This is a genomic window from Nitrospira sp. (genome assembly GCA_029194535.1).
In the GTDB taxonomy this organism is placed as follows: Bacteria; Nitrospirota; Nitrospiria; order Nitrospirales; family Nitrospiraceae; genus Nitrospira_C.
This window is the reverse complement of record JARFXR010000001.1, coordinates 765,148-778,403: the sequence shown is the minus strand read 5'-3', so window position 1 is coordinate 778,403 and position 13,256 is coordinate 765,148. Positions and strand designations below refer to the sequence as shown.

Sequence of the window (13,256 nt, the reverse complement as noted above, 5' to 3'; positions counted from 1 at the left end):
TGGGCGCCCGAGCCGCGCGGAACGCGAAGGCCCAGACGTGCGCCACAGACTTTGAGGTCCAGCCGACGATCTTTGGCCGAGCCCCTTCGCAGTGAGCACGGCTGGGCGGCGGCAGGACCCGCGTGCAACACCTCAAGTAGTTTCATGGCCGAATGATCTTCGGATCAGGACCAGGAGTAGCACCTGGCTCCGTTTGAGGCCCGGTCGTGGCGCACCACCGAGCAGGGTGTGTCCGGACGGAGCAAAGAAGGGGTGCAATCTGCGATCAGCGACGGGACACGACTAGGGGGCGGACACGGTCTGGTGGTACTCTTCGCGATAAATCTGCAGCGCGGTGATGAAGAGACTGACCAGAACCGGTCCGATGAAGAGACCGATCAGGCCGTACAGCGCCAGACCGCCGAGCACGCTGAAGACGAGAAACAGGACGGGGATCTGCACCTCTTTGCCGATCAGCCAGGGGCGAAGGAACTGATCCACCATTGAGACGACACCCACCCCCCATGCCAACATCACAACCGCCTTCCAGATCACCCCGGTCCAGAAGAGATACGCCACGACCGGCCCCCAGACGAGCGCGGTGCCTCCAAACGGGATCGGCGCGAGAATGATCGTCAGCGCGGTGAGCACGACGGGAAACGGCACGCCGAGCAGCAGGTATGCCAGGCCGGCCAGAAGACCCTGCACCGTCGCCGTAACGAGCATGCCCTTGACCACGGCCCGAACCGCCTGATCGAGGCGGGTCAGAATCTTGCGCTTGTGCGAGCCGTCCATGGGAATCAGTTCGTAGAGCACCTCGGTCCATTCCCTGCCCTCTTTATAGAGGAAAAACAGCACCAGCAGCATGATGAAAAAATCCGAGACGAGCAGCAACGTGTTCTTCAACAGGCCGCCCATTTGATCGACGAAGAACTGGCTGAGAAATTTGGCGCCGGTGATGACCGACTGTTCCACCGAGATTTCCTGGAGATTTTGCCCGGTGACGAGGGTGCGGAGCCATTCACCGATCATCGGCACGGCCGCGACCTGCTCGGGCAGGCGATCCAGCCCCCCTTCGGCAATCCAGGAGCGGATCGCCTTTTCCGCGTCCCTGGTCTCACGAACGAGCAGGATGCCGACGATGATCAACGGCACGACGACGACAGCCAGAACCCCGATCGTCAACATCGAGGCGGAGAGCGTATCCCGTCCGCCGCAAAGCCTGGTCAACCGTTCATGGAGCGGATAGGTCGCGTGCACGAGGAGCGCCGCCCAGAGAGCCGGAAACACGAACGGCTGGAGGATGAGTCCGATTTGATAGAGAAGAAAGAGAAGAAGCCCGAAAAAGACAACCGTAAACGGCTGCGGTCTGGTCATGCGTGCCTGGACCCCGTTGACCAGTCCACTATCGCTAGGCGTTCGACTCCTTGTCAAGGACGACGACGTGTTTGGTTCGATGGGTGGAGATCTCGTGTACGGTACCGGGGAGCTTGGGCACTTCGTCCGGCCACGACGTGACTCCCATGTCTGCGGCGCCTTGCAGTTTCGCGCCTTCCTCCATCATCAAGACCGGAGCATGGATTTCGCCGATCAAGACGGCGGTCTTGAGCAGCTGCACCCGTTCGCTGGCCGTGACGACGGCCTTGATGCGACCACTGCTGACCACCACGCCCGCATCGATGGTCCCTTGCACGAGTCCCTCCTCGCCGATGATCACCTGCCCGCTGGTGTGAATGTCTCCTTCGAGGCGCCCGTCGATCCGGACCGTGCCCTCGACGCGAATCTCGCCTCTCAACTGGACCCCCCTTGCCAGGAGGGTGATGTTGTCGTCGCCGGAGAATCCATTTTTCTTCATCACGACCCTCCTCACGCAATGTCACGCCAGATTACACCATCCGTCCTGAATGGCCTAGCAGATAATCGAAACCCCGACCGCCGACACCGTCTACGAGAGGCCGAACGAGCGCCGCAATCGCTCCCACATCCCTCCGCCATGAACCTCGCAATAGACGCTCGGCTCAGTGCCGTCGATAAAGACCTCCGCCACCTGCTCCGGACATTGAGAGGTTGCGAGCTGCCCGGTCCTCGGATCGACGCGGCGCGTCACGATGCCCGTTGGAATCTGAAACCGCGGGGCGCCTTCCGGCACGACGCGCCTCGCGATGTCTATCCAGATCGGAAGCGCCGCCTGGCTCCCGGTGAGACGAAGCGGCTGCTCATCGTCGAATCCCACCCACACGCCGATCGTGAGGTCGGCCGTATAGCCGACGAACCAAGCATCACGATAGCCATCGGTCGTTCCCGTTTTCCCTGCCATCGCACCGGCGAAACCGAGCGATTTGGCTTTGGTCGCGGTACCCCGCTGAATGACGCCGTCCAGGAGCGACGTCACCACGTAGGCCGCCTGGGCCGATACGGCCTGCTTGCGATCGGGCGTGGCGGTCCAGAGAAACGCGCCCTCGCTATCGGCGATCGACCGGACCACGGTCGGACGAACCCGAATCCCCCCGTTCGCAACCGAGCCGTACGCACCGGTGATCTCCAGCAGCGAGACGGACGAACTCCCCAGCGCGATCGAGAGGTCCTCGGCCAAGGGGCTCGTTACCCCAAGCTGCTTGAGCAGATCCGTCACAGCTCGGGTGCCCACCGCTTGAGCAACCCGGACCGCAGGCACGTTGAGCGACTGCTCCAAGGCGCTGCGCACGGTCACGCGGCCGCGGAACTGGCGGTCATAGTTCCTGGGCGACCAGGCTCCGGTCTCGGACTCGAACGTGACCGGTTCATCCGCCAGTAGACTGGCAGCCGTCAGGTTCGGCCCTTTCCCTTCCCGAGACGCTTCGAAGGCGGCCAGATAGACGAACGGCTTGAAGAGTGACCCGGCTTGCCGGCGGGCCTGGACGGCCCGGTTGAACTGGCTGAGCCGATAATCCCGTCCTCCCACGAGGGCCAGGATGGAACCGGTCGTCTGCTCCAGGATGATGACCGAGGCTTGAACCGGCTGGCCCGCTGCGGCAAGCGCCGGCACGGTCCGCTCCAGCTGCTTCAACCCCTGTTCCACCGCGTCGGTCGAGACCTGCTGGAGAATCGGATCGAGCGTGCTGTCGATCCGCAGTCCTTCCGGCAGCGGCGTCCCGACCGTCTCTTCCACGTGCCGCAACGCGGCATCCACGAAGTAGGGCGCGTCCGCCAACACATCGTCGGGCGGCACGACACGAAGCGGCTCGTTCACGGACGTCTTCCATGCTGCTTCCGTGAGCCGCCCCCGTTCCCGCAGCATGCGAAGCACCACGTCCCGGCGTTCGACGGCCGCCTCCGGATGCTTCGTCGGCGCATAGGTGTTGGGGCCCTTGATCAAACCGGCGACCAGCGCCGTCTCCGCGACGGTGAGTTGCGACAGCGATTTCCCGAAATAGCGATGCGCCGCCTCGCTGATCCCGTAGATCGAGACGAAGCCCGCCTGGCCCAGGTAAATTTCGTTGAGGTAACTCTCCAGAATGTCTTGCTTGCGATACTTCACTTCCAGCACGACGGCGGCCAGCGCCTCTTTCAGCTTCCGGACGAATGTCCGCTGGGGCGAATAGAAGAGATTCTTCGCGAGCTGCTGGGTGATGGTGCTGCCGCCCTGCACGACCAGGCCGCTCGTCAGGTTCCGCCAGACGGCCCGGCCGATCGCGACCGGATCAATGCCGACATGCGAGAAGAAGCGGCGATCCTCGACGGACAGCACCGCGTCCACGATGAACGGCGGCATATCCGCAAGAGGGACCCATTCGCGCACCTGTCTGGACCCGCCCCGCAACCCGCTGATCAACTCGGGCTCCAGATAGACGGGGAACACGGGAGTCCGATCCGGCATCGACAGAACTTCCACGATCGTTCCCCGATCCAACGTCAGGTGGATCAGGCGGGCTTTCAGGAGACTCTCGGGCTGCGCGCGCAGATAGATCGTCAACGCCTCGGCGCTCAGGCGATAGTCTCCCGGAGTCGCGACTTCGCCGGTCACGGCCTGGTAGCCGAGCCGCTGCAGCCGCTCGAGCAACCGCGACTCTTTGATCGTCAGGTCGGATTTCAACTGGAACGGCGCAGCATAGAGCCGCAACGGCGGATGGTCCTCGCGTTTCGGCAATTCGAGGAACGTCGCGAGGTAGGCTCCGTAGGCGCCCACCGCGAGCAGCAGGAGCAGGGCTCCGCCTGCCGCGGCCACAGTGCCTCGGATGAGCCAAGGGGAACGCCCGACTGTCCGCATCCATGCACGCATGGCGGTTACCACGACGGGATTTTAGTCGGATGGGACCTCGCGAGCCGCATTCGACCGGCCGGAGAGCAGATGCGCCTTGGAGCCGACGAGCATGCCGACTCCGGCCATCAGCAGCCCCAGGAGCTGCGGCGGCCAGACCGGCTGCTCGGGGCTGAGCACTTCCCCCGCGATCCAGGTCAAGAGACCCAAGCCGATCGCCCACAGAGCGCCCGTGACCGTGGCGTCGCGCCAATAGAGACCTGCCGCCAGCGGAACGAACGCCGCCACCAGCGTGACTTTGTAGGTGTTGACCACCAACTGATAGATGCTGGCGTCCGACCTGAAGGCGATCGCCAGCACGACGGCGGCGAATCCCACCAACACAATCCGCATCATCCTGAGAAAGCCTCGTTCATCCAACGCCGGCATCAGCCCCTTGATGACGTTTTCACTCAATGCGACCGAGGGAGCGAGCAGCGTGGCGCTCGCACAGCTCATCACGGCAGACAGAACGGCGCCGAAGAATAGAATCTGCGCCAGGGCCGGCGTGTGTTCGACGATCAGCGTCGGCAGCACCAATTGAGAATCCTGCCGGAGCAGCGTCCCAAACTTGTCCGGATCCACGAGCAGCGCCGCGTAGGCCAAGAACATCGGAACGAAACAGAACGAGAAATAGAGCGCCGCGCCGGCCAACGACCCTCGGACCGCCGTCCGCTCGTCCTTAGCCGACGTAATCCGCTGAAACACGTCCTGCTGCGGGATAGAGCCCAACATCATCGTCACGCCGGCGCCGACGAACGGGATCCAGGCGTCGAGCGACGCCGGAGGGAAGAACTCCAGCTTGCCGGCCTGCGCCGCGTGGCTGATGACGGCGCCCGCCCCGCCGGCCAGGCCGCTGACGACCGATACAATGTACAACAGTCCGCCGATGATCACCGAGAGCTGCACGAAGTCGAGAATCGCCACGGAGAACATACCGCCGAAGGTAGTATAGGTCAGCACGATCATCGCGCCGATGACCATCCCCGCCTGTTGGCTCACCGCGCCTTCGGTGACCACGTTCAGAACGAGCCCCAGCACTTTGAACTGCGCGGCCACCCATCCGATGTACGACGCCACAATGCAGAGCGTGCAGAGGACTTCCACCCGGCGGTCGTAGCGCAACCGGTAATAATCCCCGACGGTGAGCAGATTCAGCCGGTAGAAGCGCGGCGCGAAAAACAGCCCGGCAAGCACCAGACAGAGTGTCGAGCCGAACGGATCGGCCACGACGCCGCGCAGCCCTTCTTTGACGAAGGTTGCCGACATGCCCATGAGGGCCTCGGCGCCGAACCAGGTCGCAAAGACGGTCGCGGCCGCGATCGGAAGAGGTAGCGAACGACCGGCGACCGCGAAGTCCTTGGCGTCGTGCACGCGCCTGGCGGCATAGAGCCCGACCCCGACCGAGACCGCCAGATAGAGAATAACGAAGGTAAGAATCATGCAGGCTTGCCTGCGCACCAGGCTGGAGGCGCAGTGTACCGTTGCATCGAGCCCGGCGCAACTATTCCGGCAGATCGTCGCCGGAGCTGCAAGCCGGCGGTTGTCGGGGGCCTTCGGCTATCGGAGAAAAGTATTGAGCTTGCTCCTCAGGTAGCATATGGTGTGATGGTTTGGCCTTACTTCTTATCAGAAAGGATCTCTCATGCGCCCAGTGACGATCGTGATTGTGCTGCTGAGCCTGATGCTGTCGGCCATGCCGGCCGGCGCCGCGGATCCCTCCACCGATGATCAGAAAACTTTCTATGCCTTGGGACTCTTGATCAGCCAGTCGCTGACCCCGTTCGCGCTCACGGAATCCGAACTCGACTTCGTGCGAGCCGGCATGACCGACGGCGTCCTCAAGAAGACCCCGAAGGTCGACCTGCAAGCGTTCGGACCCAAGGTCAACCAAGTGCAGCAGACCCGCGCCGCCGCCGTCGCCGACACCGAAAAGAAGGCTGGAGCGGCCTTCCTGGCGAAAGCGGCGGCCGAATCCGGAGCCAAGAAGACCGACTCCGGAGCCATCGTGACGACCATCAAGGAAGGCAAGGGCGCGACGCCCACGGCCACCGACACGGTCAAAGTCCACTATCACGGGACGCTGATCGACGGCACCGTCTTCGACAGCTCCGTCAAGCGCGGCGAACCGGCGACGTTTCCTCTGAACCAGGTGATCAAGTGCTGGACGGAAGGCGTGCAACTGATCAAGGTGGGCGGCAAGAGTAAGCTGGTCTGTCCCTCGGCCATCGCCTACGGCGACCGAGGCTCACCCCCGACCATCAAGCCGGGCGCGACGCTCATCTTCGAGGTGGAGCTGCTGGAGATCGTCAAGAAGTAGGAAGAGTCGGCTGATCGGCGCGCCCTTTCCGGTCTGGTGGAAGATCGGCTGACGCAAAGAAAAGGGGTCGGGAGTCTTTGTTCACGTACCCTTCGGTCGGCCCCGTGGGCGCAGCGTGGATTCCATCCCGAAGCGCTTCGCCATCCGTCGCACCCAACTCTCGTCGCCAAACGGCCGTCCGCGTTGCACACTCGTCCGAATCGCGTCCAACTCCGCGACGCCTTGCGCGCGATTCACCCGTGCGATCCAATCGCGCGGGACATCAATCGGCCAGTCGCTCAGCCACGCACTGAGTGTTCGATCGCTTTGTGCGCGACGCCAGAGACTCCCCCACTGCCACTCTTGAGCTCGGTCTACCAACTTGGCACGGAGCGCATTGCGCTCCACATAACGGGCGACTGTGAGAAAGTGCTCGTCCGTTTGCACCGGAAACGACTTAAAGCGGCCTTGATAGACCGGCCCTGTTCCAGCCGTCTTGTGATGGGCATGCCAGCGTTGGGTGTGTGTCACGGTGATCCACCGAAGGACTTCGGAGAGCTCTCCATCTCGTCGGGGCCACACCAGCAGATGCCAATGATTCGGCATCAGGCAATAGGCTGAAATGCGCAGGCGAGTGGCCGCATGGGCGTCGGCCAAAATCTTCTCGAACGCAGCATAGTCGGCGGGCTTCTGGAACAACGACAAGCGTCCGACACGGCGATTCAACACATGATAGGCAAGATCACCAGCAGCAAGACGAGGGCGGCGCGGCATGCGGAGTTATACTGTACGCCGACACTCATGTCAAGAAAAGACTCCCGACCCCTTTTATCCTTTCCTAAGGTGACTATTGTGCCAGAAAGTTCTCCTTATGGACTGTCTACTTTTTCGGGGAGCTTACGATCCGATCATATCTATCAGCGAATGGGTCGGAAGGCGCCCGGTTAAGATTCGCTTGGGCGGCGATGGGCAATCCGAGAGGACTCACGAGCAGCGACAAAAGCACCCACCATCCTACGAATTGAATCGTCTTCATCTCAACTGTCCATGCATCCGTCTCCACTTGTTATGGATTGTCCGTTTAATCTTTCTTCAAGATCATCTTGTACAGAGTTTCTGGGTCAATTGAAAGTTCTACGATCCGGCCACAACTAGCACATACGATTGCGCGAATGCCGTACACGCCCGAAGAGAACATTTTTTTGACGTCAGCAAGCGATTGAAACGAAACTCCTTCTAGAACCTATCTCAAAATTGAATAACCGGCATTCCGAAGGATGTTACGTATGCACGTTCAGGATGTTAACCGTGGTATTTCCAAGGATTCCACAAGTTGCTCGTGCCTCATACCGGTAGAGAGAAGCTGTTCCCTCATCGACAAACGTTTTGAGATAGGTCCTAGTGTGCCTTCAACCAGTCTTCCCCTGGCAATGGGGGCAACTCATGTTGTCTTTTCCTCTTTTCAGAACTTACCCCCAAGAAGAATCCATGCATACAAGCTCACACATATGATGGTGATTGGAATATAGAAGAGTAAATACTTTCTATACTTCTTATTGAGCCTAGCCACAAGATCTTGTTGGACGTTGGAATTCGATTCCGTTAAAGCCTGCGTCTTTTCCCGCATGTAGTTTATAAGGATCACGAATAGGCCTAAAGGAACAAAGAGCGTGATGTATATCAACTTCTCCGAGGATGAAGCACTACTGGCACGAAAGGCCAGTAAAACAGGACCGAGGCTAATGGCTAAAACGGCGATAGCTAAGTACCAATAGCCTTCATACCTCGAATTAGGCCTTTCCATGGTTACGGTGCTCCTATTTGTCCACCGATGGTCGAAAGTACTAATGGAAATCCAACAGCCCCGGCACTCCCCAACCCGGAGCCAAGTGCATTCGCAATCGATGTTGGCACAGCATTACCAAGCCCATTTCGAATTGCTGCTTGAGCTGCTGCTCTGAAAGCACCTCCGGCACCCCCTCCGATGAATGCGCCTACGACCGAGCCCACATTTATGGGTTTCCGTCCTGTGATCCACTGTGCGACTAAATTGTTCAATCCTGCAATGTGCGAACCAAGAATTGCGGGAGGAGGAGCTAGCGGGCCAAGACTGAGAATGAATCCTTGTGCAGCTCCAGTAGATGCTCCAACCCCAGTTATAACAGCAAAAGCTAAAGGATCGGATCCAGGAGTTATGCCTTGTGCAATGGCACCTGTTGCGGCACCGACGCCACCGAAGAAGGCACCCCCAAGAGTAGCAACAGCTTGTGGAGATAGTAGTCCAGAAGGATCAGAGTATGAAACAGGATCATTCAGAGTATACACATATCGGTTTAAAGTTTCTGGGATCAAGTAACTCCCCGAGAACGAATCCTCCCTACTGAAGCGGTGATTTATGGGACTGTAAAATCTTGTCCGGTAATAGTAGAGCCCCGTATCGTCGTTTTCTCTGCCCGTGAATTGGAATGGATTCTTGAAAGATGGATTAGAGGACTGCGTCTTGCCGAACGGTTCGTAGGAGTATTGAACGGCGGAGGTACCAGATTGGTTCGTAATGTTCAGCGTACTGCCTAAGCCGTCGTAGATGGAAAAGTAGACACCATCCTGCCGCAGGATTCCAAACGGCTCATCGATGTTCAATGATCGCAGGTAGCTTGCGGTCGCTGCTCCGCCTTGGAACTCGGTGACGATGTCATTGCCGTCATAGAGAAACTGCGTGGTCGTGCCCCCGAGGGTCTTACTAGCTCTTCGACCCAGTGGATCGTAACTAAAGCTCGCAGTCACCCCCCCGCTGATGCCGATCAGTAGATTCCTGGCATCCCAGGTGTAGGTGTTCGTCCCATCGTTCGTCAGGTTGCCATTGGCATCGAACGTGTGCGTGGCACCGGCAAACGCCGTTTGCTGATTCGCCGCGTCGTAGGTTGCTGACGCGATTGCAGTCGGCAGCAGGCTCGCAGTGCCATTTGCACGTATCAGTGAAGTTCGATTCCCCGCCGCATCATAGGTATACGTCAGGCTTTCGATCACTCCACTTGGTCCGTTATGCGTGATGCTCAAGAGACGAGACGCATTGTCATACGTGTAACTGGTGCCGGTGCCGTTTGGATACGTCAAACTGGTTCTTCGTCCTGCCGCGTCGTAGCCAATTCCCACAACCAACGAACCCTGCACCACCTGGGTCAACCGGGAGGTCGCATCATAGCCGTATGTCACCGGCGCCTGACCGGCCACAGTCATCGTCGTTCTTCTGCCAATCGCATCGTATTCATAGGCCACGGCGCCTAGCGGAGAGACTTCCAAGACGAGCCGGTCCAGGTTGTCATAAAAAAAGTCGATCGCTCCAGAAACGGAATCTGTCGCTCGCGTCAGCCGCCCGACAGCATCATATGTGAAGGTCGTGAAGGAGCTGTCGGCATAGTCCGCCCGCATTCTTCGGTTGAGCGCGTCGTATTGAAAGGTCGCGGGTTGGCTCTTGCGGTCGGTGAACTGCGTCAGATTCCCTGCCAAGTCGTACTGGTAGCTTTCGGTTCTATTTAGGGCGTCTTTTCTGGTCCCCAGCTGGTCCATGCTGTCGTAGGTATACGTCGTCGGCTGCAGCTTGGCGTCTTGGACCAACAGTAAGTTCCCGTTCGGATCGTAATTGAATCGCGTGATGCCCTGCCGGGCATCGGCAATCTCGGTGACGCGGTTCAGATTGTCGTAGCGGAACTGGGTCTGGAGTTGCCGGGGGTCAGTGAGGCTGGTCAATCGACTCACCGCGTCGTAGGCCCGCTGCGTGGCGTTCCCCAGAGGATCCGTCGTGGTGATGAGATTGCCGTTGGCATCATAGGCAAAGGTCGTCGTGTGGTTCAGCGGATCGGTGACCGTCAGCGGTTGGCCAAAGGCATTGTAGGTGATCGTCGTCGTATGATTCAGCGGATCTTTCACCGTGAGCAGATTGCCCGTGGCCGCATCATAGCCGAATTCCGTCACGTGGTTCAGGGGATTACTTGTGGCGAGGAGGTCACCGTGGTCGCTCAGCGATCATCAGAAATCCAGCCCGTTCCTATTTTCTTTCTCTGTCTTATTGTTTCCGCTATTAGTTTCCGCATTTTCAAGAAGTTGTACGACTTCCTAGTCTCCAGCACTTTCCTGAAACGCAAGTTCTATTAGCGCGTCGTCGAAACCCTCTCGCGTTAAATATTGATGCGCAGGAGAGTTGTGGTTGATTAAGCCTTCTACTAATCCCACACATCTCTCCCATCCCTCAGAGGCCAGTGCCCATTCAAAGGCAAGGCTGTCAGGATTGTATCTCTCAAGAGCCTTCTCTCGATTACTCGCTGGCGGAACGCGCTTCAGAATCAATGATTCGACGCCTTTTAAAGTGAACAAATCACTTGTGGAGATATCAATTTCTTTATCAGTCAGAGTCAAACGAGACAAGAGTTCTTTGACTTTTACAAGTTCTTCCATGGACTTAGTGTCTATTCGAATAGTTGGCCCATAGGCCCCGTCGTAGTAGTCAACCAAGATTTTGATTGTGCGATTTGTCGGTTCAGCCATATGACCTCTCACGGCAGCATTCATTTGATGGCGATTCAACTGCACATAGGATCTTGGACACAGCGTTTCTGCCAATCCGGTATGGGCGGAAGAGATGGATCTTTCCTATTTCCAGTCCCCTGATTTGCTCCATTTCCACCTTGCCCATTTCCACTTTGCGAACCTGATGGTATCAGTGGGACTGGCGTTACGGGGGGAACGACTCCAGGCGGAATGTTCTGCCATGGACTGTTCCAGTTATTCCAAGGGTTATGGTCCCAGTGGCCATTCGGATGCCATTTGTCGGGCGCATGCCAGCGCCACTCTCCCCCATTTGGATCAAACCAGCGAGGTTCGCCTTTTGTAGCCGGGTATCGCCACTCCCAATTTGGAGTCCACCCTGGAGGCTTGGGTTGCGTAACAGGCGGAGGAGGGACGCGTGGGAATATTGGCCTCATTGCCATCAGACCCAAGGGGTCCTTCCATGCGAGAGGATTATTCTCTGTGTATGAGAAGATGTTTATGCCTCCCGCAAACCCGATCGGATCTTCAGCAATAAATCTCTGCAATCGCGGCTGGTAATAGCGCGCTCGATAGTAGTACACCCCTGACCCATCATTCTCCCGGCCCGTGTATTGAAACGCATTCGCGCTGCTCCCTGTCACCGTCGTTTTTCCAAACGGCTCATAGGTATACATCGTCCCTGAAGCGCCCTGTGTATTGCTCAAGGCGAGACTACTGCCCAGCGCATCCGTGTGGTAGAACTCGTTTCCGGTGCCTGTCTGCCGGATAAACGGCTCATCGATGTTCAGACTGCGTAGGTAATTTGCCCCCACTGCTCCGCTCCCGATCTCCGCCGCGATATTGTTCCCATCATAGAGAAAGCTGGTCGTGACGCCATTGATCGTTTTGCTCGTTCGTCGTCCAAGCGCATCATAATTGAAACTCGCCGTCGTGCCACCGCTGATCGATACCAACCGATTCCGTGCGTCCCAGACATAGGTGTTCGTCCCATCGTTGGTCAAATTCCCGTTGGCATCGAACGTGTGCGTGGCACCGGCAAACGCCGTCTGTTGATTCGCCGCATCGTAGGTGGCTGAGGCGACAGCGGCTGGTAAGAGCGATGCGGCACTATTCGCTCTGGTCAGGCTCGTGCGATTCCCCGCTGCATCGTAGGTGTAGACCAAATCCTCGATCGTTGTACTGCCTGGCCCCTGGTGCAGAATCCGCATCAGGCGGCTGGCATTGTCATATGTGTAACTGGTGCTGGTGCCGTTCGGGTAGGTGAGGGTGGTCCGCCGGCCTGCGGCGTCATAGCCAAGGCCAATGCTCAACGAACCCTGCGCCACCTGCGTCAGCCGGCTCGCCGCATCATACTGGTACGTGACCGGGGCTTGACCAGCCACCGTCATTTTCGTCCGACGACCGATCGCATCGTACTCATAGGCCACCGCACCCTGCGGAGAGAGTTCCAAAACAAGCCGATCCAGATTGTCATAGAAGAAGTCGATGGCACCGGAGGTCGAATCCGTCGCCCGGGTGAGCCGCCCCACCACATCGTACGTGAACGTCGTGAAACTGCTGTCCGCATAATCCGCTCGCGTGCGGCGGTTCAGCGCATCGTATTGGAAGATGGCGGGTTGCGCTTTGCGATCCGTAAAGGTCGTCAAGTTGCCGGCGGGATCGTACTGGTAGCTTTCACTTCTGTTCAGCGCATCCTTCCGTGTGAACAGCCGATCCATCGAATCATAGATGTAATTCGTCGTCTGCGCCTTTGCATCCTGCACCGAGAGCAAGTTGCCATTTTGATCATAGCCAAACCGCGTGATTCCCTGCCGGGCATCGGCAATCTCGGTCACTCGATTCAACCCATCGTAGCGGAACTGAGTCTGCAATTGCCGCGGATCGGTCAGACTCGTGAGCCGTGACACCGCGTCGTAGGCCCGCTGCGTGGCGTTCCCCAGGGGATCCGTCGTGGTGATGAGATTGCCATTGGCATCATAGGCAAACGTGGTCTGGTGAGTCAGCGGATCGGTGACCGTCAGCGGCTGGCCAAACGCATTGTAGGTGAGGGTGGTCGTGTGAGTGAGCGGATCTTTCACCGTCAGCAGATTCCCGTTGGCCGCATCATAGCCGAATTCCGTCACGTGGTTCAACGCATCCGTGATCGTCGTCACGCGA

9 protein-coding genes are annotated in these 13,256 nt (G+C 58.6%); 1 reads left to right on the top strand and 8 read right to left on the bottom strand.

Annotation, left to right across the window (positions count from 1 at the left end; all coding sequences use genetic code 11):
- Positions 1–282: 282 nt before the first annotated feature.
- The 4 genes from P0111_03630 to P0111_03615 form a co-directional block, all read right to left on the bottom strand.
- The gene (locus tag P0111_03630; GenBank protein MDF0643097.1) at positions 283–1,356 is read right to left on the bottom strand and encodes an AI-2E family transporter; all 1,074 of its coding nucleotides are present in this window, start codon (positions 1,354–1,356) and stop codon (positions 283–285) included.
- Positions 1,357–1,390: 34 nt separating this feature from the next.
- On the bottom strand, positions 1,391–1,834 hold the full coding sequence (locus P0111_03625) for a polymer-forming cytoskeletal protein (protein ID MDF0643096.1): 444 nt from the start codon (positions 1,832–1,834) through the stop codon (positions 1,391–1,393).
- A 90-nt stretch (positions 1,835–1,924) separates the two neighbouring features.
- Positions 1,925–4,237, bottom strand: coding sequence for a PBP1A family penicillin-binding protein (locus P0111_03620; GenBank protein ID MDF0643095.1), 2,313 nt, complete (start codon positions 4,235–4,237; stop codon positions 1,925–1,927).
- 21 nt (positions 4,238–4,258) lie between these two features.
- Complete coding sequence (locus P0111_03615; protein ID MDF0643094.1) at positions 4,259–5,698, bottom strand: sodium:solute symporter family protein; 1,440 nt, start codon at positions 5,696–5,698, stop codon at positions 4,259–4,261.
- Between the two features lie 202 nt (positions 5,699–5,900).
- Between P0111_03615 and P0111_03610 the strand changes: the two genes are divergently transcribed.
- Positions 5,901–6,575, top strand: a complete 675-nt coding sequence (locus P0111_03610; protein ID MDF0643093.1) for an FKBP-type peptidyl-prolyl cis-trans isomerase — start codon at positions 5,901–5,903, stop codon at positions 6,573–6,575.
- 81 nt (positions 6,576–6,656) lie between these two features.
- Here P0111_03610 and P0111_03605 read toward each other — a convergent pair whose 3' ends face one another.
- The 4 genes from P0111_03605 to P0111_03590 form a co-directional block, all read right to left on the bottom strand.
- Positions 6,657–7,328 carry a transposase gene (locus P0111_03605; protein MDF0643092.1) on the bottom strand — a complete coding sequence of 224 codons (672 nt, stop codon included), beginning with the start codon at positions 7,326–7,328 and terminating at the stop codon, positions 6,657–6,659.
- 1,032 nt (positions 7,329–8,360) lie between these two features.
- Positions 8,361–10,526, bottom strand: a complete 2,166-nt coding sequence (locus tag P0111_03600) for a hypothetical protein (GenBank protein MDF0643091.1) — start codon at positions 10,524–10,526, stop codon at positions 8,361–8,363.
- Between the two features lie 141 nt (positions 10,527–10,667).
- Positions 10,668–11,096 carry a hypothetical protein gene (locus tag P0111_03595; GenBank protein ID MDF0643090.1) on the bottom strand — a complete coding sequence of 143 codons (429 nt, stop codon included), beginning with the start codon at positions 11,094–11,096 and terminating at the stop codon, positions 10,668–10,670.
- Positions 11,097–11,131: 35 nt separating this feature from the next.
- A complete protein-coding gene (locus P0111_03590) occupies positions 11,132–13,252 on the bottom strand; it encodes a hypothetical protein (protein MDF0643089.1) in 2,121 nt (706 codons plus the stop codon).
- Positions 13,253–13,256 lie beyond the last annotated feature (4 nt).